Source organism: Vibrio sp. R10-SG3-ISO3, assembly GCF_059834225.1.
Genome location: NZ_JCBDHE010000047.1, coordinates 59053 through 81962, shown reverse-complemented (window position 1 = coordinate 81962; position 22910 = coordinate 59053). Strand labels below are relative to the sequence as shown.

At 46.1% G+C, this 22910-nt stretch carries 22 protein-coding genes; 13 read left to right on the top strand and 9 right to left on the bottom strand.

Features of this window, described 5'->3' with window-relative positions; translation table 11 throughout:
- Positions 1-25: 25 nt before the first annotated feature.
- Positions 26-397 (bottom strand): hypothetical protein, encoded by a 372-nt coding sequence (locus tag AC6R1A_RS14340; RefSeq protein WP_500626701.1) that lies wholly within the window; start codon positions 395-397, stop codon positions 26-28.
- A gap of 172 nt (positions 398-569) precedes the next feature.
- On the opposite strand from AC6R1A_RS14340, the gene AC6R1A_RS14335 reads away from it, so the two are divergent.
- From AC6R1A_RS14335 to phoU, 5 genes are all read left to right on the top strand, one after another.
- Positions 570-1562, top strand: a complete 993-nt coding sequence (locus tag AC6R1A_RS14335) for a PstS family phosphate ABC transporter substrate-binding protein (protein WP_500629543.1) — start codon at positions 570-572, stop codon at positions 1560-1562.
- A 70-nt stretch (positions 1563-1632) separates the two neighbouring features.
- A complete protein-coding gene (pstC, locus tag AC6R1A_RS14330; protein WP_500629544.1) occupies positions 1633-2565 on the top strand; it encodes a phosphate ABC transporter permease subunit PstC in 933 nt (310 codons plus the stop codon).
- A complete protein-coding gene (pstA, locus tag AC6R1A_RS14325) occupies positions 2565-3485 on the top strand; it encodes a phosphate ABC transporter permease PstA (RefSeq protein ID WP_500626703.1) in 921 nt (306 codons plus the stop codon). The genes pstC and pstA overlap by 1 nt, the downstream gene beginning before the upstream one ends.
- A gap of 14 nt (positions 3486-3499) precedes the next feature.
- Complete coding sequence (pstB, locus tag AC6R1A_RS14320; protein ID WP_500629545.1) at positions 3500-4360, top strand: phosphate ABC transporter ATP-binding protein PstB; 861 nt, start codon at positions 3500-3502, stop codon at positions 4358-4360.
- 9 nt (positions 4361-4369) lie between these two features.
- Positions 4370-5017, top strand: a complete 648-nt coding sequence (gene phoU, locus AC6R1A_RS14315) for a phosphate signaling complex protein PhoU (protein WP_263837494.1) — start codon at positions 4370-4372, stop codon at positions 5015-5017.
- A 113-nt stretch (positions 5018-5130) separates the two neighbouring features.
- Here phoU and AC6R1A_RS14310 read toward each other — a convergent pair whose 3' ends face one another.
- The 5 genes from AC6R1A_RS14310 to AC6R1A_RS14290 form a co-directional block, all read right to left on the bottom strand.
- Positions 5131-5367 carry a thioredoxin family protein gene (locus tag AC6R1A_RS14310; RefSeq protein ID WP_161441081.1) on the bottom strand — a complete coding sequence of 79 codons (237 nt, stop codon included), beginning with the start codon at positions 5365-5367 and terminating at the stop codon, positions 5131-5133.
- A gap of 9 nt (positions 5368-5376) precedes the next feature.
- Positions 5377-6381, bottom strand: coding sequence for a permease (locus AC6R1A_RS14305; protein WP_500629546.1), 1005 nt, complete (start codon positions 6379-6381; stop codon positions 5377-5379).
- Between the two features lie 132 nt (positions 6382-6513).
- Positions 6514-7080 (bottom strand): sigma-70 family RNA polymerase sigma factor, encoded by a 567-nt coding sequence (locus AC6R1A_RS14300; protein WP_500629547.1) that lies wholly within the window; start codon positions 7078-7080, stop codon positions 6514-6516.
- Positions 7073-8137 (bottom strand): ACR3 family arsenite efflux transporter, encoded by a 1065-nt coding sequence (gene arsB, locus AC6R1A_RS14295; RefSeq protein WP_500633638.1) that lies wholly within the window; start codon positions 8135-8137, stop codon positions 7073-7075. Before arsB ends, AC6R1A_RS14300 begins: the two co-directional genes overlap by 8 nt.
- A 45-nt stretch (positions 8138-8182) precedes the next feature.
- Positions 8183-8521 carry a metalloregulator ArsR/SmtB family transcription factor gene (locus AC6R1A_RS14290; RefSeq protein WP_285357904.1) on the bottom strand — a complete coding sequence of 113 codons (339 nt, stop codon included), beginning with the start codon at positions 8519-8521 and terminating at the stop codon, positions 8183-8185.
- A 608-nt stretch (positions 8522-9129) separates the two neighbouring features.
- Between AC6R1A_RS14290 and AC6R1A_RS14285 the strand changes: the two genes are divergently transcribed.
- Together AC6R1A_RS14285 and tyrS are read left to right on the top strand one after the other, a co-directional pair.
- On the top strand, positions 9130-9951 hold the full coding sequence (locus AC6R1A_RS14285) for a LuxR C-terminal-related transcriptional regulator (RefSeq protein ID WP_500633637.1): 822 nt from the start codon (positions 9130-9132) through the stop codon (positions 9949-9951).
- Between the two features lie 81 nt (positions 9952-10032).
- Positions 10033-11289 (top strand): tyrosine--tRNA ligase, encoded by a 1257-nt coding sequence (gene tyrS / locus AC6R1A_RS14280; protein ID WP_500633636.1) that lies wholly within the window; start codon positions 10033-10035, stop codon positions 11287-11289.
- A gap of 400 nt (positions 11290-11689) precedes the next feature.
- Here tyrS and AC6R1A_RS14275 read toward each other — a convergent pair whose 3' ends face one another.
- A complete protein-coding gene (locus AC6R1A_RS14275; RefSeq protein WP_500633635.1) occupies positions 11690-12883 on the bottom strand; it encodes an acetate/propionate family kinase in 1194 nt (397 codons plus the stop codon).
- Positions 12884-13259: 376 nt separating this feature from the next.
- Here AC6R1A_RS14275 and AC6R1A_RS14270 point away from each other — a divergent pair, with 376 nt between their 5' ends.
- From AC6R1A_RS14270 to AC6R1A_RS14250, 5 genes are all read left to right on the top strand, one after another.
- The gene (locus tag AC6R1A_RS14270; protein WP_500633634.1) at positions 13260-14873 is read left to right on the top strand and encodes a putative bifunctional diguanylate cyclase/phosphodiesterase; all 1614 of its coding nucleotides are present in this window, start codon (positions 13260-13262) and stop codon (positions 14871-14873) included.
- A gap of 364 nt (positions 14874-15237) precedes the next feature.
- Positions 15238-16317, top strand: a complete 1080-nt coding sequence (locus tag AC6R1A_RS14265; RefSeq protein WP_500633633.1) for a porin — start codon at positions 15238-15240, stop codon at positions 16315-16317.
- 170 nt (positions 16318-16487) lie between these two features.
- Complete coding sequence (gene cueR / locus AC6R1A_RS14260) at positions 16488-16874, top strand: Cu(I)-responsive transcriptional regulator (protein ID WP_500630730.1); 387 nt, start codon at positions 16488-16490, stop codon at positions 16872-16874.
- A gap of 89 nt (positions 16875-16963) precedes the next feature.
- Complete coding sequence (locus AC6R1A_RS14255; RefSeq protein WP_500630729.1) at positions 16964-17464, top strand: RNA-binding S4 domain-containing protein; 501 nt, start codon at positions 16964-16966, stop codon at positions 17462-17464.
- 166 nt (positions 17465-17630) lie between these two features.
- Positions 17631-18245 (top strand): response regulator, encoded by a 615-nt coding sequence (locus AC6R1A_RS14250; RefSeq protein ID WP_487902300.1) that lies wholly within the window; start codon positions 17631-17633, stop codon positions 18243-18245.
- Positions 18246-18256: 11 nt separating this feature from the next.
- On the opposite strand, the gene AC6R1A_RS14245 is transcribed toward AC6R1A_RS14250, so the two are convergent.
- Entirely contained in the window at positions 18257-19153 is an 897-nt protein-coding gene (locus AC6R1A_RS14245; protein ID WP_500630727.1) for a LysR family transcriptional regulator, read from the bottom strand.
- Between the two features lie 303 nt (positions 19154-19456).
- Here AC6R1A_RS14245 and AC6R1A_RS14240 point away from each other — a divergent pair, with 303 nt between their 5' ends.
- Complete coding sequence (locus AC6R1A_RS14240) at positions 19457-21235, top strand: EAL domain-containing protein (protein WP_500633632.1); 1779 nt, start codon at positions 19457-19459, stop codon at positions 21233-21235.
- Between the two features lie 82 nt (positions 21236-21317).
- On the opposite strand, the gene AC6R1A_RS14235 is transcribed toward AC6R1A_RS14240, so the two are convergent.
- Entirely contained in the window at positions 21318-22910 is a 1593-nt protein-coding gene (locus AC6R1A_RS14235) for an ABC transporter ATP-binding protein (RefSeq protein WP_500633631.1), read from the bottom strand.

Here is a 22910-nt window from a genome sequence, read left to right as displayed (position 1 = left end):
TCTGTCAACAAAAAATGCAGGAACGTTACAGGATGACATCGCAACGAGAGGAGAAATAGCTAATGTGATTCTGTAGTTCTTCCATTGCATTTTGATTACAAGTCACTTCCCAATAAAGGTTTTTTTGATATGCCTCTCTACGCCGTCCAACTCGATGCATCGCGTAGTTGATGTCAATGACATAGTCATAGCCAGGCTCTATCTCATCCGAGGCATCTAAAAAGAGATAACCAAAATATCCAAAGCAATCCAGCGTATCGCCGCAGTCTTCTTCGTTGGGCAACCTTTCATAGCTGATGTGATATCGATCACTAGAACGACTAAAAAGAAGCTGCGCAGCAATACAAGCCAGATCGGAGGTTGGGTAGCTAATGAAATGTACAGTTCTCTTATCCATTCTGGCATTCTCATCAATAAGTAAGATTCCACAGTTGTAAAAACATACAGCATATTTTTATGTTCGTACATATGGATGAATGTATATTTAAATAAACAGACACAAAAGTGTCACAAATGAGTAGTAACGTAACCATCGAAGTTATCAATGACGCAAAACATGGAGATAAGTCATGAAACATACTTTGTCAGCAGCCTTAGTTGGCGCGACGTTACTCGCAGCTAGTCAAGGCGCATTCGCACGTGATCTGGTTAAAATTGATGGCTCTAGTACAGTTTTCCCTATTACTGAGGCGATGGCTGAAGAGTTTCAGATTGCAGAGAAAGGTAAAACCATGGTCACCGTTGGTATTTCTGGTACTGGCGGTGGTTTTAAAAAGTTCTGTCGCGGTGAAACGGACATTTCGAATGCCTCTCGACCAATTAAGGATTCTGAGCGCAAGCTGTGTGCTGAAAACGGCATTGAGTTTATCGAACTACCAGCAGCACTTGATGCGCTGACTGTGGTTATCAACCCGAAAAATGATTGGGTTAAACACCTGAACGTCGAAGATCTGAAAAAGGCTTGGGAACCAGCGGCTCAAGGTAAGGTTATGACATGGAAGCAAATGAATCCTGCTTTCCCTGATCGACCACTTAAACTTTTTGGTCCTGGTACGGACTCTGGTACTTATGATTACTTCCTTGAAGCGATTGTTGAAGGCAAGTCTAGCCGTGGCGATTTCACCGCCAGCGAAGACGACAACATCATCGTACAAGGGGTCTCTAATGACGTTGATGCACTGGGTTTCTTTGGTTTGGCTTACTATGAAGAAAACAAAGACAAACTAAAAGCCGCACCAATTAGTTGGAAAGGGAGTCAACCTGTAGCGCCAAGTGTTGAAAATGCGAAGAATGCAACTTACCAACCACTCTCTCGTCCAATTTTCATCTACGTGAATAAAAAATCAGCCGATGAAAAAGCGCACGTTGAGCGTTTCGTAGACTTCTATATGGATACTTCACATGCTCCTGAGCTGGTAAAAGAAGTTGGCTATGTCCCACTGCCTGACAAAGCCTACCAGTTAGCGCAACAAAACTTTAAGCAACGTCGTACGGGTTCTGTTTTCCACGGAGCCGAAGTCGGTGTCGGTATTGAAGAGCTGTTAGCTCGTACTCCTAAGTAAGTCATTATTGTATTGATTCATGGAGGGAAGCTTTGCTGCCCTCCTTGTTCTCTTTACGCAGGCAATGAATATGAATACTACTCAATCCAGTTCTTCAAGCCTCTTGGTCTCTGAAGCCTTTTTAAAGCGACGTGCATTTTGGAATGTGGTGAGTCGTTACCTTCTTATGGCAGCAGCTCTGGCTTCCATTTTTGTCACTATGGGTATTGTGTACGTGCTGGTTTCAGAATCATTACCCTTTTTTCAGCATGTATCAATTCTCGATTTTCTCACTGACACTCAGTGGACACCGATGTTTGCTAATGCGCACTTTGGTGTGATGACGTTAGTCTCAGCAACACTCACCGTGGCAGGTATTGCTCTTGGTGTCGCCATTCCTGCGGGGATTGGCCTTGCCATTTATCTGAGTGAGTACGCCAGCAACCGAGTACGAGAAGTGGTTAAACCTTTCTTGGAGCTTTTAGAAGGCGTACCAACGGTTGTTTATGGCTTCTTTGCGCTACTTTTTGTTACGCCGCTACTGCAAACTTTCATTCCAAGCCTGTCAGGTTTTAACTTGTTAGCGCCAGGTATTGTGATGGGGATAATGATCCTACCGTATACGGCCTCCGTGAGTGAGGATGCGATGCGCTCTGTGCCTATGCACTTAAGAGAGGCAGGCTATGCATTGGGCTATTCTCGCTTTCGTGTTGCAACACATATCGTGATACCTGCTGCCTTATCTGGCATTACTGCCGCTTGTATTCTAGGTATGTCACGTGCGGTTGGTGAAACTATGGTTGTAGCGATTGCAGCGGGTCAAAACCCACGATTTGGTTTTGACCCAACCGAAGGTGCTGCCACCATCACATCATTCATCGTACAGATGGCGATGGGAGATTTACCTCATGGCACGATTGCCTATCAGTCTGTCTTTGCCGCAGGCTTAGTACTTTTCATCATCACTCTGATTTTTAACATCCTCGGTTTCTACCTACGCCGTCGATTCAGAGAGGTTTACTAATGCAGAACACCACTTTAACTCTCGACCAAATCGTCCGTAAAAATAAACAAGCCGATCTCACCGTAGCAACGATTGGGATCATTATCCTACTTACTGCGATGTCACTGCTGGTCAGTGTTTTTGCCGAGCTGATTTATTCTGGTTTTCCTCGTCTTTTTGACGCTGACTTTTATACCAACTTCCCTTCACGACACCCAGAGCGTGCGGGTATTTTATCTGCATGGGTTGGCACCAGTCTTGTGATGTTGGTGACGGCTTGTATCGCCATCCCCTTTGGGGTCGCCGCAGGGTTGTATCTTGAAGAGTATGCGCCAAAGAACTGGCTGACTAATATCATTGAAATCAACGTCAGTAACCTAGCGGGCGTGCCTTCCATTATCTATGGCTTACTTGCTTTGGGCTTGTTTATTTATGGTTTTGGTTTAGGGGAAAGCATCATTACGGCGGGCTTAGTCCTCGCGCTACTGATCCTTCCTGTCATCATCGTATCGACACGAGAATCGATTCGCAGCATTCCTCAAGAGCTACGTGAAGCCGCTTATGGTCTGGGAGCTGACCAATGGCAAACTGTGCGCATGTACATATTGCCCGCTGCAAGACCTGGTATTTTAACTGGCACGATAGTTGGATTGGCTCGTGCTATTGGTGAAGCTGCACCTGTTATTACCATTGGTGCGCTAACCTTTATTGCCTTTTTGCCCAGTTCACCTTTCCAAAGTGAGTTCCCATTTATCAATTTTGAGTGGTTGTCCAGCCCGTTCACTTTGATGCCTATCCAGCTATTTAACTGGGTGTCCCGCCCCCAAGCGGAGTTCCACATTAACGCTGCTGCGACAGGTGTTGTGCTTATGGCGATGACAATATTGATGAATGGTATTGCCATTTATATCCGATACCGACTGCGTCGTAACCTGAAGTAAGAGAGAACCAAACAATGACGACACAAACCATTTCAACTTTCTCTAGCCAATCAGCGGCAACCGAGCAAGACAACGTGAAACGCAGCTCAACGATATCGGCTGCTTCCTCAGTGAAAGAGACGCTTCGTGCAGAAGTCAAAAACCTCAATTTCTGGTACGGCGGTAAGGTTCATGCTTTGCACAATGTCAATTTACCGATTGCGGATAAAAAGATCACCGCATTGATTGGCCCATCTGGCTGCGGCAAGAGTACACTGTTGCGCAGCTTTAACCGAATGCATGACCTCTATCCAGGCAATCGCTATGAAGGAGAAATCCTGTTGCATCCTGGTGCTCACAATCTGATTGATATGGATCCTGGCTTAGTCCGTTTAACGGTCGGCATGGTGTTCCAAAAGCCCAACCCTTTCCCGAAAAGCATTTATGAAAATGTGGTGGCTGGGCTGCGTATTCGCGGTGTCAGTAACAAAGCCGAGCTTGATGCTCGTGCAGAAGAGTCGCTACGAGGTGCAGCGATTTGGGATGAAGTCAAAGACAGACTTCACACCTCTGCCTATGGGTTATCTGGAGGGCAACAACAACGCCTTTGTATCGCGCGAGCATTAGCGCCAAAGCCAGATTTGTTGCTACTGGATGAGCCGACATCGGCATTAGATCCGATCGCAACAGCCAAGATTGAAGACCTACTGAGCGACTTGCACAAAGAGACTACGGTAGTCATGGTAACGCACAACATGCAACAAGCAGCGCGTATCTCTCACTATACCGCTTACATGCATATGGGCGAAATGGTCGAATTTGCGCCAACAGATACCTTGTTTACGTCACCAGCAAAAGAGAAGACTCGCGACTACATCACAGGCCGTTTTGGTTAGGAAGATAAAATGGAAAATCATACACTAAAGAAATTTGATCGTGACTTAGAACAGATAAAAACCGAACTCAATGAACTCGCCAGCATTGTGTTAAAAGAGTTCGAGCAAGCGATTGATGTCTTTGATAAACCTAATACTGAGCTAGCCGATAACATTGTTGCTCAAGACCGTATCGCCAACCAGTGCTTGAGTAACATCGAGCAACATGGAGCCAGAGTATTAGCTCGTCAACATGCCGTAGCCGATGACCTGCGCTTTATTCTCTCATCAATGCGCATCGCACCCAGGTTAGAACGTGTCGGTGATTATGCAAAATCGATGGCGGTAAAATCGAGTCAATTCAAGCAAGTTATTCCTGATGAACTTAATGAGATATTCCACCAGATGCATTTACACCTAGTGACAATGCTGCGTAGTGTCATTGAGGCATACAATACTAAAAATGCCACTCAGGCGAATGTTGTCTGGGAAGGCGATGATACGCTCGATGCCTATTATCGAGATGTATACACACTACTCATTCAGGGCTTTAACCAGCAAAACACTTCATCTCAACAACTGGTTGAACTGTTGTTCATTGCGAAAGGGCTAGAGCGAGCTGGCGATCATATCAGTGACATAGCCACAGATGTACAGTTTATGGTGAATGGCGCTTAAAAGTGCACTTTATGAGAGTCACGAAAGTTTAATGGTTCTATCAGTAGCTACCAATTATCTATCGCCTGTTTCTAAAGCCTTCCTTACGGAAGGCTTTTATCATTCATATTGTGTTAACGAGATAACCAATTAATCACGCTCTCGGAGCTTGGGATCCCACCTGCGTGAACCACTTCTTCATCCATGACAACGCCTGGTGTAGACATCACGCCATAATTCATGATCGTTTCAAGGTCGGTTACTTTTTCAACCGAAACATCAACGCCTTGCTCTGCCGCAACTTTCTCAATCAGTTTCGCGGTATTAACGCAGTTGGCACAACCTGACCCTAGTACTTTAAATGCTTTCATGTTTATCTCCTAAAATTGCCAGAACAGTAAGTTAAATATCCACCCCATAACAGTAAATGCTGTCAGCAGTAGACTAAAAAGAAGTCCCAGTAAGCGCCATTGCATCACTTGTTTTAGCATGACAAATTCAGGGACACTTGCAGCGACAGTGCTCATACAAAACGCTAATGTCGTACCAATGGGAAGACCATTTCTCAGTAAACTCTCCATGATAGGAATCACCCCCGTGGCATTGGAATACAAAGGGATACCAATTAAGACTGAAGCTGGAACCGACCACCACTGACCTGCGCCTAAGTGGGCTTCTATCCAGCCATCAGGTACAAAACCATGTAAGCCTGCACCTATACCCACGCCAATAAACACCCATTTCCAAACCCGACCGATGATTTCAACCATTTCTTGTTTGGCGAACTGATGTCGATACAAAAGCGTGATTGCAGACTCTTCGTTACTAACGTTCAGATTTCCCTGAGTATGCTGTTGGGCTTGGGCTTTCTGCATGGCTTTTGCTGCAAATGGCTGTAACCAACGCTCTGCTCCTATCAGATCCAGCAACCAGCCACTCAACATCCCGATAAGCATTCCAATCAGGACGTACATGATGGTGAATTTCCACCCAAGTAGGCTAAACAGAAGCAATACTGCGATTTCATTGATCAATGGCGAGGTAATCAAAAATGCCATGGTGATCCCAAGTGGGATACCTGCGGAGGTAAAGCCAAGAAAAACGGGAATGCTTGAACATGAGCAGAATGGGGTGATCGCCCCGAAAACACTCCCCGTCACATAGCCAAAAAGACGGCGCTTTCCCGCAAGATAGTGTCGTACTTTTTCAACATTTAAAGAAGCGCGGAACAAAGCAATGACATAAATCATGACGACCAGCAACGCCATGATTTTACTAGTGTCTTCTATAAAAAAATGAATAGTATCTGCCAGCTTAGTACCTTGCTGCATAGCAAATAACTGGTAGGTCATCCAATCAGCAAGATGGGTAAAGACTTCAAACATATCGGCTCCTTCAACCTCGTTATTTATTTCTTTTGTGACTAAGACGAAGTCGGTGCCGAAAGGATGCAAAGAATTTTATGAATATTTATTTTACAGGGGTGCTCTGATACTTAATTAGATTCAAGAAACGATCTATTCTCGAAAAAAGCAACAAACACGCTGTTGTTCGTCGAAACGTATATGACATTGCGTTTGCAAAACGTGTTTGAGTTTTTGTCTAGCACGCTGAATACGTGATTTGGTTGCCACTAAAGTGAGTCCATTTTGCTCGGAAAACTGCTCTTGAGTAAGACCTTGTAGGTCACACTGTTTGATAATTTCGCTTTCAGACGCAGTCAGTTTTGATAGCGCTTTAGGTAGACATTGCGCAAGGCTATCGACGGCGGGAAGTTCATGTTTTTCCCATATCGGCTCATTATCTCTCAGATCCTGAACTTGTTCTTGATTCGCCTTACGTTGCTTATCAATGAGCATATTCCGCGCTACCCGATATAGCCACGCTCTTTGGTTTTGAATATCGCAAAACGCTTGCTTCTGCTTTAACGCCTTCAAGAAGGTATCTTGTAGTAAATCAAAGCTCAGCTCAGGATCACCTGTTTGCTTAAGCAACCAGTAGTAAAGCTCGGACTCGGAAAGATGCCATGTCTCAATGAGACATGGCACTGCTGAAGTTTGTTTCGAAATACTGCTCTTAGGCATAATATTTACGCTTCATTCTCAAGGCGACGTTAACCAACGCGATTAAGACAGGCACCTCTACCAAAGGTCCAATCACACCCGCAAATGCTTGGTCAGAGTTTAATCCAAATACAGCGATTGATACGGCGATAGCTAGCTCGAAGTTGTTACCAGATGAAGTAAAGGCGATGGATGCATTTTGGTCGTAAGGAATACCCATACGCTTCCCAATGTAAAAGCTCACAAAAAACATCACCATAAAATAGATGATAAGTGGTACTGCAATACGGAATACATCCATCGGTAACTCAATGATCATTTCACCTTTCAGGCTAAACATCAAAACGATGGTTGCCAAAAGCGCAATCAGGGTAATTGGCGAAATACGAGGGATGAAGACTTCGTTATACCACTGTTCACCTTTTGCTGAGACCAATAGCTTACGGCTTAGGAACCCTGCTAAGAAAGGGATGCCTAAATAAATTAAGACGCTTTGTGCAATATCCCAGATAGTGATGTCAACAACGAAACTTTCAAGACCAAAGTAAGGGGGTAAAACAGTAATAAACAGCCATGCCATAAAACTGTACGTGACAATCTGAAACGCGCTATTTAAGGCAACTAAGGTTGCTCCGTACTCTTTGTTTCCGCCGCTGATGTCATTCCAAACCAACACCATTGCGATGCATCGAGCAAGGCCAATCAGAATAAGTCCCACCATATAGCCAGGTTGATCACGTAAGAAAATGATGGCCAAGATGAACATCAAAATCGGTCCCACGAGCCAGTTCATCACTAAAGAAAGCGTTATCGCGCGTTTATCACGAGTTACCTCACCTAAAAGGCTATAGTTCACTTTCGCCAATGGCGGGTACATCATTAAGATGAGGCCAATAGCAAGTGGGATATTGGTTGAACCAACAGATAGGCTTTCGTTCCACTGAGCGACTTGAGGAAATATCACGCCAATCCCGACACCAACTGCCATTGCAAGAAAAATCCATACGGTTAAGTATCGATCAAGAAAACTCATTTTTTCAGATGCGCTGGTTTCGACACAGCTTGAGACATTACTCATACAAACCTCTTTCATTTAAAATTGATAAACCAACGGAATAGAGCATTATTCGTTCACAACATTCGTACATGATTTGCCTTTGATGAACTGCAACTCTGACTCGATAAATGTCAAATTATGCTTAAGCGTGATCTCCAGCACTTGCTTGACCCAAGGAGCTAACACGGGGTTGATTTGGTAGTAAACCCACTTACCACGTCGCTCATCCAGAACAAGCTCGTGTTTGCGCAATTCGGCAAGATGCCGAGAGACTTTGGGTTGACTGAGATTTAGCGCTTCCATGAGATCACAGACACACAACTCGCCTTGCTTCTGCATCAACAGCAGAGACTTAAGTCGAGTTTCTTCAGAAAGTGCTTTGTAAAGAAGGATTGGATCAAACATAGGAACCATTCAATGCTATAAAACATATGAAATATCATATATCTTATCTTTCATATATGTCAATTTTCCAATTAAACAGTGCTTCTGAGAGATAAGTTAGATTAGGAAAAGTAAGTCGATAACTATGAGAAATTAGCGTCTTAATATTGAGACTAAATTGGAATGAGGCAAAAACAAGTCAAGACGAACCTTGCAGACTTAAGGACATAAAATGAACTACAGAAGCCAATAGAGCGAGTAATGGAGGTGCCGTCATGCGCTACTTTGCGATGGTCTATCCAACATATGAGCACAAAAAAAGCGAGCACAAAGCTCGCTTCTATCTATTTGATTTTAAATGCAATTAAAGCAATCCAACCGACTATTGGGCGATCACAAATTCTTCGTTGGTTGGGTTTCTATTAGTATCGCACCTACTAACAGGGATTTGGACATAAACGCGTTACGAACCATAACACACTTTAATTTTTTGGATTACCTCAAGTATTGCAACCATACACTCAGAATGACATTAAGGGGGCCAAATTCAATTATCCAATACAGATAGCTTTGGGGTAACAGCCTGTTGCGTTATGCTTATCCCAATCTTTATTGACTCGCGAATCCCCATGCCTAACGACGCATTCAACACTCAACTTGCAGAGACAATTTCTGCTCTTAACTCACCAAGCTTTACGCCTAAACTGATGCGCGTTATTGCTTCGTTATTGAGTTTTGATTGCGCGGTGATCCTCGGCTACCGCGAAGGCAAACACCCTATCTACTTGTATGATTCGATTGAAAATGAACGCGAGCTTTTGTTCCAGCGTTATCTCACCACCTCTTTTCAAAACGACCCGTTTTACCAGAAGCTTAACGCCAACAAAGAGCAAGGCATCTTCACGCTCAAAGATGTCGTAGGTAAAGACGTCGCGCGCAACGATCTCGATTACCAAGCCTACTGTGAGCAGTTTTACCATCAAACGGGCTGGAAGGATGAACTTAGTATGCTGATCGAAATCGAGCCGACACGTTGGGTGATGCTCTACTTCGGTTTTATGCAGGACGATAAGCGCTTCACCAAGGCTCAAGTCACCAAGCTCAAATCTTACTTCGCGATTATTCAGTCTTTGTGCCAACAGCACTGGAAACAAACCGAGTTTACACTCGCCGAACCAGTCTTCAGCCCTAACGTCTATTCAGGACAAATGCGTGCCGCGATTGAATCCGCACTGGCATCGTTTGGCCAAACCGTCCTCACTAATCGAGAACAAGAAATCGCGGCATTGATCGCGCAAGGCTATGACAGCAAAGAGATTGCAACGCAGCTAGATGTGGCTGAGGGCACCGTTAAGAACCACCGTAAACGCATCTACGCACAACTGAATGTGGCGTCGTTAAGCGAGTTCTTTCAGCTGTTTCTTAACCACCTGATCACTCAATCAAGATAACAAACTGTCCCTTTAGGGATATATCTCGATTCCGCATCGCCTTTTAATCTGAATACAACCAAACCAGATAAAGATAAGACGATGACACTGATTGAAGATTTACAAGCTCGCGGCTTGATTGCCCAAGCGAGCGATTTAGACCAAGTTCAACAACTGCTTTCTACGCCACAAACCTTGTACTGCGGTTTCGATCCAACCGCAGGTAGCCTGCACATTGGCCACCTTGTACCACTAATTATGCTCAAGCGCTTTCAAGACGCAGGACATCAAGCCATTGCTCTGATTGGTGGTGCAACGGGTATGATCGGTGACCCGAGCTTTAAAGCCACTGAGCGAAGCTTAAACTCAGAAGAAACCGTAACGGGCTGGGTACAAGATCTGTCGAATCAAATTCAACAGTTGATGAATAACCAAGTCAGCAAGCCAATGATCATGGTAAACAACGCAGATTGGGTGAAGAAGATTAACGTGATCGACTTCTTCCGCGACGTAGGTAAGCATTTCTCCGTAAATACCATGATCAGCCGAGAGTCGGTGAAGCTACGTTTACAACGTCCAGATCAAGGCATCTCATTTACCGAGTTCAGTTACGCACTGCTGCAATCTTACGACTTCGCAGAACTAAACCGTCAGTACGGCTGCCGCCTACAAATCGGTGGCAATGACCAATGGGGCAACATTGTTAGCGGCATTGACCTTACTCGCCGTCAAAATGGTGAGCAGGTCTTCGGTCTAACCTTACCTTTGATCACCAAATCTGACGGCACTAAATTTGGTAAAACCGAAGGTGGCGCAGTGTGGTTAGATCCAAGTAAGACCTCGCCTTACGCTTTCTACCAATTCTGGTTATCCGCGGAAGATGCCGATGTTTACCACTTCCTGCGCTACTATACCTTCTTGAGTTGCGATGAGATTGCTGCAATTGAAGCACAAGACAAAGAGAGCAAAGGCAAACCACAAGCACAGCGTATCCTAGCTGAGCAAATGACGCGTTTTGTCCACGGTGAAGAAGGCTTAGCAAGTGCAGAGCGAATCACTCAAGCGCTATTTAGCGGCAATGTGCAGCAGCTAAGTTTGAGCGAGCTAAAACAGTTGGAACTCGATGGCTTGCCCAATATGCAAAGTGCTGAGCGAGACTTGTTAGAGCTTCTGGTTGAGTCAGGCTTAGCCAAATCAAAACGCATTGCCCGTGAACTGATTGGCAGCAACGCCATCAGTGTGAATGGCGAGAAAGTTGATGCAGAAAACCCAAACTTGAACTTCCCGCTGTTCGACCAGTACTGGTTACTTCAACGCGGTAAAAAGCACTTTTACTTGGTGAGACGTATAGTGGGTTAACACACTTCAGTTAGTGGCACACCGTACCTCAAATCATTATTTGCCATTGAACATTGCAATGGCAAAATGATGACGCTGATAATTTAGTGATATTTGCAGGTCTAATATTGCACAGCAGTTTATAGTGGATTAGCAAATTTAGTTGGAGATCTAGGCATAAGGAAGAGTATATCAAATTACGCTTTAGAGAACCAAGTAGCTAAACGCTCGCAACACAGACAGGGGCAAAAACAAGTCAACACGAACCTTGCAGACTTAAGGGCACAAAATGAACTACAGAAGTCAATAGAGCGAGTAATGGAGGTGCCGTCAGGCGCTGCTTTGCGATGGTCTATCCAACATATGAGCACAAAAAAAGCGAGCACAAAGCTCGCTTCTATCTATTTGATTTTAAATGCAATTAAAGGAATTCAACCGACTGTTGGGCGATCACAAATTCTTCGTTAGTTGGAATCACTAGGGCAAGTGCGTTAAGCAGCTCAGACTTACCAATGATACCCGCGCTGCCAAAGCGTGCGTCTTCGTTACCCTTCACATCTTCGACAAAGCCAAGTAGACCTAGGTTGTTTAAGATCTCGCGGCGGATATCCAGCGCATTTTCACCGATACCACCGGTGAAAATGACCGCATCTAGGCGATCGAGTGGGATCAGGTATGAGCCAATATATTTGGCGACGCGGTAAGTGAATACCTCGAATGCCAATTTCGCGCCTTCGTGGCCCTCTTCCATAGCTTGAAGAATGCCGCGCGCGTCAGAAGTCACACCCGATACGCCCAAGAAACCTGATTTCTTGTTCAGCGTTTCAAAAACTTGCTCTTGGGTCCAACCTTTTTTCATCAAGAACTCGATGATACCTGGGTCTAGGTCACCGGAACGTGTACCCATCATAAGGCCCGCTAGCGGAGTGAAGCCCATTGAGGTATCGACTGATTGACCATCTTTGATGGCACACACAGACGCGCCGTTACCCAGGTGAACGGTGATGAAGCTGCACGACTCGACGGGTTTATCCAGCATTTTTGCCGCTTCACGGCTAACGAAGTAGTGACTCGTACCGTGGAAGCCGTAGCGACGAATACCGTATTGTTTGTACAGTTCGTTGGAAATTGCGCCTGTAAACGCTTTTTGTGGCATGGTTTGGTGGAAAGCAGTATCGAACACGGCAAACTGTGGCAGTGCCGGGAAAGCGTCCATCGCCGCTTTGATGCCTTTCGCGCCAGCAGGGTTGTGCAGAGGAGCAAGATCAGAAAGGTTTTCGATCTCTGCCAGCACGTTAGCATCGATACGAACCGTTGAGGTGAATTTCTCACCACCATGAACAATGCGGTGACCCACAGCGACCAAATCCTTGTCCAGACCTAGCGACTCAATGAGTAATACAATACGATTAATTGCATGCTGATGATGGTTGTCTGGCGCGTCAATCGCTTCTTTTATTTTCTCGCCATTAAACTTCCAACTGATGGTCGCTTCGGGCATTCCAAAGCATTCACCCAAACCGGAAACGATTGCGTCACCAGTGGCAGAATCAATCACTGCGAATTTTAGTGAAGAACTGCCAGAGTTAATCACTAGAACGTACGAATTAGACATGGGGGAGAGTTCCTGTTTCAACGTGAGTGGGGAAAGCCGTCTGCTTCATCTACTTAAAATCATTATTCAATATTTTTTTAATCTTTCAACTAATTTTATCAACATTAAACAAATCAGATAAAATTTATTGATCTGCCGCAAAGTCTGAATTTTTTCTTAGCTAAAAATTAATACAAATTGTCACCGACTTTAGGCTCTATAGAGTGTTCTTATCTGACAAAAGGCAAGCGTAAACCCTAAATGTTGCAAACATCGGATGAGACGCCGTTTGGTATTCCCGCGAGAACATGCCTACACTTTAAAAAGCAGTGTTCAGTCAATTGCGTACCCGTGAAGCTGCCCTACTTTGCTGTTAATCCGCTGATGAGAGATAAATGTGTCAACCATTGCGATAAGCTTTATTGCCCTTGGCATTCTCCTACTCGCCGCTAGCCTTGCGACCGCGCGTGAGATCTGCAACAACACTCGCTACATTGGTTGGCGGTTGCTGACATTACTGATCTTTCTTTTTATCGCTGGCTACAGTGCCATTTTCCTTATTTTGCTTAATGACAGTGATGTCGGTCATGTGATGTTTGCACTCAGCAGCATTCTTTTTGCCGGCAGTGTGTTCGTCTTTATGGTGACGCGTTTTAGCTTAAGCAGTATTTCTCGCCTAAAGGATTTAGCCGAGCAAGAGAAATACAACTCACTGCATGACTCGCTCACCGGGTTGCCCAATCGCAAATACTGCATCGACGCCTTAGATGAGTACATTGTCAACGGGCGCACTTTTCAGTTTCTGCTGCTCGATATTGTCAACTTCAAGCAAGTCAATGACGGCATGGGCCATTTTTGTGGTGATCAACTCTTGATTCAAATCGGTCACAGATTGAGTGCCTTGATGGGCCAAGATGCGATGTTGGCGCGCCTCGGTGGTGATGAATTTGCGGTGATTACCAAGCTCGAGCATCGAACAGAAGGGCTTAAATTGGCCAAGAAGATCAACAAAGCGTTGAGCCAACCCTTTCTGCTCGAAGGGTTTGAGCTGACAAGCAGCGCGGCGATTGGCATTAGCCGCTTTCCCGATCATGGGCTTAGCGCCGAAGCACTGATGAAATCCGCTGATATGGCGATGTACTGGGCGAAAAATAACGGCAACCTCATTGCCCATTATGATGAGCGCATGTACCAAGGGGCGAAACAAAAGCTGCAGATCTCACGTCAGATTGATGCGGCACTCGAAAGCAACGAGTTCCAAATTTTCTATCAACCGATCATCAATAGTAAAAAAGAGGCGGTGTGTGGTTATGAAGCCCTGATTCGTTGGATAAAAGATGACGGTACGGTGATTAGCCCCGTCGACTTTATCCCAATTGCCGAGCAGAGCCACAAAATCGTTTCAATCACCAATTGGGTGCTAGAACGAGTGACGCGGGATATTGCGCAATTTCAGCAAAGTGGCATTCATTATCCTGTTCACATTAACCTGTCCGCCAAAGATTTGATGGGCCAAGGTTTGGTCAATCAACTGCGTGAATTGGTTGACGAACACCCAGCGATTACCGATTACATCGTACTGGAAATAACGGAAAGCACCGCCATCAACCGTTTGCACAGCCCAGAGAAACTGCTCTCTTCGATTCGGGCGTTAGGGTTCAAAATCAGCTTGGATGACTTTGGTACCGGCTACTCTTCTCTCTCTTTATTGCGTGATTTGCCCGTCGATCAAATCAAAATCGACCGCTCTTTTTTGTATCAACTGGACACCAATGATCGCAACGACTCTATTGTCGCCAACGCCATCACTTTGGCGCACGGCTTAGGGTATACCGTGGTCGCTGAGGGCGTAGAAGATCAATCGGTGCTCCGCACACTGAAAGGCTATGGCTGCGACTATATCCAAGGGTATTACTACAGCCCAGCCATGGCGCTTGACCAAGCCATTCGTTGGACTCATGACCACACGACTCAGACAGCGGCCCCACTCACTCAATCCCATAGCCTCTAACAAGGGGCTCAAACCACCGTTCAAAAGGTTATGTTTGTAGAAATTGACAGGTACAACCAGTTAGCTAAAGGTAAAATTTCGCACCCACTCATTCATGATCCACATAAGAACAAAGCAGCACAAAACCCACCATATTCACCCTCGCCTAAAAACATTCTAAAAATAACCAATAAAAAATATAAAAACACAAAACACCACCTGTAACCCGCTGTTTTTGTTTGTTATTTCAAATCTCTAACGTTTTATCATGTTTTTGAGAGCTTCATCGAACTTTCAAGATAAAGTGCATCCCACGTAATCAAACGTGATAACCCGCTCATTTCGTTACGTTTATCGAATGGGCTGATTCAATATGGACTTTATGATGAAAAAAACGATTCTTGCAGTAGCCATTGCCTCTCTTTCTTCAACAGCAATGGCGGTTGAGCTTTACAACAACGACGGTACGACTTTCGCCGTTGGCGGTCACGTATCAGTTAACCTAAACGGTTCTGAGCAAGGCGACACTGGCGTTGGCTCGAACTCTCCACGCATCAACTTCACCGCTACTCAAGACCTAGGCAACGGCTTCACAGCTGACGCTCGCGGCGAATGGCAACTGAACTACCTAGACGGCGGTGACAACACTTTCACAACTCGTCTTGGTTACGTTGGTTTAACTCATGAAGATTTCGGCCGCGCAGTCGCAGGTACTCAGTGGGCACCTTACTACGACGTAGCGGGCGTAGCAGATATGCCAATCGCGTTTGCTAACGACTTTATCTACGACAACCACGGTGCATTTGGTACGGGTCGTGGCGAGAACATGATCTCTTACCGTAATGGCGTTGAGCTAGGTGAAGCTGGCGCACTAGACTTTGGTTTCGCGTGGCAAGGTCAACAAAGTGATGAGCTAGAAAACATTGGTGCATTAAACTTTGAATATGATGTAAAAGACCGTGTTCAAGCAACGGCTTCATACTCAATCATGGGCGCTAAGCTAGGTTATGCTTACAATACTGGTGAGATCAAAAACGCGACATTTGGTAAAGGCGATGCGACTTCTCATGTAGTTTCTGCTGCATACGGTTCATATGGTAAAGGCCTGTACCTTGCTGGTGTCTACGCTTCAAACGAAAATATGAACAGTGTTGGCAGAACCGCTGGTACTGTGAAGTCTAGCCGTCTATTGGAAGAATCGACTGCTTACGAATTCCTAGCAGCATACGCACTACCAAATAGCCTAAACTTCAGCATCAACTACGAAATGGTTGAAGGCAAGCAATTCAAATCAACGTCTACTAAAGAAACTACTCGCGAAGAGATGGCTCTACAAGTTGAATACAACTTCAAGCCGAACTTCGTAGGTTACACTGCTTACCAGTTCGACCTAAACGACAAACCACAAAACGTGAAAGTTGAAACTAACGACATGTGGGTTATCGGCGCACGTATCTACCTATAAGTTCTAGGTAAACGACTGTCCTTATTTGCTGGCGAATATTGCTAGCTATGCTCACCCCTTTCGGGGTGAGCTTTTTCGTTTTGGGCCCAAGATATTTTGGGCACTAGATAAGTGCATCAGCGATCATTTCGTAGTACAACATAGCCAAACATGAGACGAAAGGAGAGCGCATGAACATTGGCAGCGTCGCAGAACTGACTGGCCTATCCAGCAAGTCTATCCGCCTGTATGAGGAAAAAGGCCTCATTACCCCGCCAAGTCGCAGTGATTCCGGCTATCGGGAGTATGGCGAGCAACAGGTTCAAGAGCTGAACTTAATCTCGAGAGCCAAAAACGCCGGTTTCTCTTTGCAAGAATGTAAGGAGTTCGTCCAACTGGCGCACAACCCGCAGCGTAAAAGCAGTGAAGTGAAAGCCAGAGCACAAGTCAAACTGGATGAAGTGCAAAACAAGATTCGCCAGTTGCAAGAGATTGAAAAGCAGCTCAAAGAGTGGGTCGCCGCTTGCCCAGGCGATGCAAGTAGTGAGTGCCCGATCATTAAAGATTTAACGCAATAGATTGCATCTTTGGTCGATGCCAGTACACTGCGCGGCACGATTATAGTAATGCAAGAAACGTTTAGCATCAGGATTTGTGAGAACCCGTTATGTCTGAGTATGAGTCAGAAGAGATTGAAATTGAAGCGATCGGTATTGAAATCGACTCGCAACCTATTGAGCTTTATAAGATCTTTAAAATCGCCAATCTCGTCAGTGGTGGCGGTGAAGCCAAGCACATTATCTCTGAAGGCTATGTCGCGGTGAATGGTGAAATAGAAACGCGCAAACGCCGTAAGATCATGGACGGCGATTTGATTGAGTTCAACCAGCAGTACTACATCATCATTTGTGCCGATGGTGAAAGCAGCGGTGTCAACGACTACTACTACGCTGATGACACAGGCGAAGAGCACGACATCGAGAATCCGGTGGATGCCACGCAGCCAAGCGCACTGGAACTTGAGGAAGAGAAGTCCGTAGCCTCGACTCGGGCGCCAGAGCAGAGCCCTTCGCACAAGCCTGAACCAGCGAGCGCACAAACATCATCGACACCCGATAAGCCAACACCAAGCAAAAGTGGCGGACGTAAGTCGATCGACTTCTTCTAAGCGATTGATATGGTCGGCATGTTGACCCCGTTGACATGCCGCTGACTAACTTTCCGAAACGGAAATTCCTCTTTTCCACACCGTCTTTCAGATTTGGATTACATTAACGCCATCGATTAGTGCATGGATGCGTTTCACGTAAATCAATAAGAGAGATAAAAGAAAGATGAACGCACAGCTCAACACACCGTTTACCACACTCATCATCGACCGTCAGCCCATGTTTCAAGAAGCCCTTACTCAGGTCATTGAGACACTTTTTCCGAATGCGCAGGTGGAAGCGACCAGCTCATCACTCAGCGCACTGCAATATTTGCGTCAACACCCCTGTCATTTGGTGGTGCTTGATGTTGAACTCGACAACTCTGACGGTTTTGAATTTGTGCGCCGCGCCCGAGCTCGCGGTTACACAGGCAAAATTGTTTTTGTCTCAGGCCACCATCACCCACTCTATTCCGATACTGCGCATAAAATTGGCGCCAATGGGTTTGTGTTAAAAACAGAATCGACCACCACCATTGCCGAATCGATCAATAGCGTGGTGCGTGGCTACTTGGTTTTCAAGCAAGACGCTGAGCAAAGTGCAAAACATCCGGCGCTTTCAAGTCGAGAAACCATCGTTCTCAACTACTTGATTCAAGGCTACTCGAACAAGCGGATTTCTGAGCTGCTCTCTTTGAGCTCGAAAACCATTAGCACCTATAAGACCCGCATTCTCGATAAATACCAAGTTGAGTCCATCATCGAGTTGACTCGTCTGCAAAGTCAGCTCGCCGCCTAAGTACGATAGATTTAACCGGAGAACACGTGCTGCTTGAGTTTACTCACCAGCAGATCGTGTAATGGGCTCCCTCGATTCTTTAAGCGAGATATGCTGACAATCGGGGGCAGCGGCGTTCCCATAAGGCTGTCAGGGAGCACAGTCACCGCCAGATTTGGCCGCTTTGTCAGCGCGGGAAGCTTAGGTAAGAAAGCAGCGCACTCGATTTCATCAAGTACCTCAAACAAACAGGTCATATTGTCTACGGTCGCGATGTCATTAATGGCAATGCCGCGCTCTGCCAATGCCACTTTGGTGGCGGCTTTCGAATGCTGCCACCCTTTCATTTCCATTAATACAAACGGCATCGCAAGCAAATCGTCTAGAGTTCGCCCAGCATAGCGCTTGGCGCAGATAATACTGGCATCACACTGCCCGAGCCTGTGCTGGTAGAGGTTCTTCGTCAAGTCACCGTTAAAGTATTGAACGCCAATATCGACTTTATCGTCAAGAATGTGGCTGACCGAATAGTCATTCCAAGTGGTGATATCAATCGGCGCGCGTGGGAACGTGTCGAGCAAGTCAATCAGAAGATCTTTACCTACCAAATATTGCACCACGCTCGGCAAAGCGATTTTTATCGGCTTTTGATACAACTGAGGTTCAAACGTTTTGTCTTGTACCGAATATTGGATAAGCTCCAATCCTTGCTCAACACCAGGCAAAAGCTTGAGCGTGAACTCAGTGGGCTCAAACTCGTGTGCTCCTCTGACAAATAAAGGGTCACCAAGCTGCTCTCGCAACTTAGCGAGATGCTTACTAACCGCACTTTCGGTTTTTCCCAACTCTTTTGCGACCGGTTTTAACTGCTTATGTTTCGCCAACAGCAGCAATACTTTAAGTAAATTGAGATCAAGCTGAGACTTCATAATAAGAGACGAGTTTGATAGTTTTGGATAATGCCACCGTAGCACAATCCACTATACTCGCCAATGCGCAGCGCCTTAGGTGATTCTCTTCACACATTCATCAATATTATTGAATAATCACTCAATAATATGGTCTATTCACTGCATCTATATCAAAATTAATAGAGAATCGTTATCAGTTAACGCGCTTCTTGTTGGCAGTAGCATCAAATGTATGAAACAATGTTCAAAATTTTTGCTTAACGCAGATAACCACAATAAAATCAATGATTAAGCAATCTATGGCTAGGTCTTTATTTCGATATGTCTAAGTACACCATCCACAGTCTGTTTGATACGCTCAAAGCTGCAGAAGAGGCTGAAAGCGGCGGTGCGGTAGAGTCGATTGACCATAACGCTGAGCATCCTCTCTCTGGCGCTCAGCTCGACGGCCTAATGGACAACCACTTTAAGCACATGTTTGATGTGTTTAATGACGGTATCTTTTACATGTCTGACAATGAACATGTCTGCTTTTATAGCCCCGCCTTTTATCGCCGATTTGGCATCAATACCGGCCATTCTTGTTTGAATGATTGGCTGAAACTGGTGCATCCATTGGACAGAGAAATGCTCGATGGTCGCGTCAATGAGCACATCGCGCAAGACAACCTCAAAATGACCACGCAATATCGTATTCGTGCCACCACCGGCGACTACGTTTGGCTAGAAGCGACGTCTATCACCAAAACCATCAACGGTAAGCGTTTTATGGTTGGGTGCCACAAAGACATCTCACAACAAAAAGATATGGAAGCGTTTTTACGTCACACGTCGCTGTTTGATATTCCGACAGGCCTTGCCAACGAGCAAAAATTGACCCTCGATCTCAACCAGCTGACCGCGCCGGTGGGCGAACAGTATCATCTACTGAATATCCATGTTAGCGATCTGCGTACCTACCTTAGCCTGTATGGCTCACAGAGTATGCGCGATGTGCTCAATCACCTGTTGATCAGCCTAAAAACACTGCCTGATGTGTTGGTGGATATTTACCGTATTCGCTCTGATGACTTTGTGATTCTATGTCAAGGTGACTACACCACCGCTGCACTGAACGATCTCGCCCAGCGCATTATTACGCAGTACCAAAATGCGCTCAACGAACAGGGCGTGTTGTACGGCCGTGATATGGTGATAGGCATCTACCCTAACTTCCCTACCGATGCCGCGCCTGAAGATACCCTTAAAATCGCTGCGCGTACCTGCCACTTTGCAGTGGAACAAGGTGACGGAATCATCAGCGTTTATGATGACAAAACCAAAGATAAGGTCGATCGCCACTTCTACATCGAACGTGAACTTGGTGAGGCAATTCAAGGTGAAACGCTGAACGTGAAGTTTCAGCCTATTATTTGTACCCAGCAAAACCGCGTGGCCAGCTTTGAAGCACTCGTACGCTGGAAAAGCCGCGAGATGGGAGAAATTTACCCCGACGAATTTATAGCGCTAGCGGAAAAGAAAGGCTTAGTGTCTGAATTGGGCTACTTTGTGTTTGCCAAAGCCTGCGAGTTCATCAAAGCCTACTCACAGCAACATCAATCGAGCGTTCGGGTGAATATCAACGTATCCGTATTGCAGTTGCTGCAACAGGATTTTCCGAAAAAAATTAAAACCATGGCAGACCACTACGGCGTGCCTACGAGCAGTATTGTGCTAGAGCTGACAGAAACCATCATCCTTGATGGCAATCAGAGTGCTTTTGACCAACTCTACCGCCTCAATGGTTATGGTTTCTTACTCTCGTTAGACGATTTCGGATCCGGCTACAGCTCTCTCAATAGTTTTTTTGACCTGCCGCTAAAACAGATCAAAGTCGACAAATCCATCGCGTGGCGCTCGCTGCAAAACCCCGCTACCTTCGAGTATCTCGCCTTCATCACTAAGCTGTGCAAAAGCTACAGCGTCGATATTGTCATTGAGGGAATAGAGAGCGCCGAAATGCAGCGAATCTTCACAGATATGGGCGCGTCCTACTTGCAAGGCTATTGGTTTTCAAAACCGCTCTCTCTGGCAAGCGCCAGCCGCTACACCACCATTTAATCGCGACAAGGCGATACTACACCGTTTGGTTCGCCCACTGATACTGGCCCCAATAGCTTGCTATATAAAACACGCTGACTCGCTAAAACGACGACAGCGAGACCAGCTCCTGCGTATAAGGGTGAGCGGGAGAGGTAAACAGTTGCTGCGTCTCCCCTTGATCGACAATCTGCCCCTGTTTCATCACTATGGTGTAATGGCACAAGGATTTCACGACATTGAGATCGTGGCTAATGAACAAATAGCTCAGCTGATACTTCTCTTGCAGCGATTTGAGCAAATCGAGCACTTGAGCTTGCACGGTTCTATCGAGTGACGAGGTCGGCTCATCAAGCAAAATGAATTCTGGCTTGAGCACCAACGCTCGAGCGATGGCGATGCGCTGACGCTGCCCACCGGAAAACTCATTGGGATAACGGTGACGAGTGTTCGGATCCAAATCCACTTCTTTCATCACTTCGCAGATTTGTTCATCGATCTCTTCATCACTCCATTGCTTGTGCACGCGCAATCCTTCCCCAATCACTTCAGCCACCGACATTCTTGGGTTGAGCGCTGAGAACGGGTCTTGAAACACCACTTGCATTTTGCTGCGAAATGGCAGCATACCCGCGCGATCGAGCGTGTCCAGTGCGTGTCCTTGATACTCAATATGTCCTTGCGAGTGGACCAATTTGAGAATCGCCATACCTGTGGTCGATTTCCCCGAGCCACTCTCGCCAACCAATCCAATGGAGTGACCTTTGCGTAAAGCAAAGCTCATCTCTGTCACGGCTTTCACGTGATCCACTACCCGCTTAAACAGACCACCCGTGATGGGAAACCACACTTTCAACTGATCCACTGTCAACAAAGCGGGCGAGTCAGGTTCAACCGGAACAGGTAAGCCTCTCGGGTCTGAGTGAATCAGCTTTTGCGTGTAGGGGTGGGTCGGGTTTTGAAAGATCGCTTTGCACTCCCCTGTCTCGACTAAATGTCCGTGTTGCATGACGGCCACTCGGTCCGCAATACGGCGAACGATACTCAGATCATGAGTGATAAACAGCATCGCCATGCCCATCTCTTGTTGCAGCGCTTTGAGCAGATCCAGAATTTGCGCTTGGACAGAGACATCGAGCGCTGTTGTCGGCTCATCGGCAATCAGCAGCTCAGGCTCATTAATTAACGCCATCGCAATCATTACGCGCTGACGTTCTCCCCCCGACAACTCATGCGGATAGGCCTGTATTTTTTGCTCAGGATGACGAATTCCGACTTTTCCTAGCCACTCAATGGCTCGCTGTTGCGCTTGAGTCGAACGCATGCCGCGGTGAATCGCTAAGGTCTCAACCAGTTGTTTGCCCACCTTATGCAGCGGATTTAACGACACCATAGGCTCTTGGAAAATCATCCCAATTCGACCGCCGCGAATACCACGTAACTGACGCTCTGAACAACTGAGCATGTCAATGCCATCAAACTGAATACTTCCTTCCAGATAATGGGCTGAACCTTTTGGCAACAACTTGAGAATCGAATTGGCTGTCACCGACTTACCTGAGCCGCTCTCGCCGACCAAGGCGAGCGTCTCCCCTTTGGCGACATTGAGTGACACTTGATGAGTGACCGTCAGAGGCGCATCACCGGCGCCAAAGCCCACCGATAAACCGTCTATTTGTAAAATAGGAGTACTCAT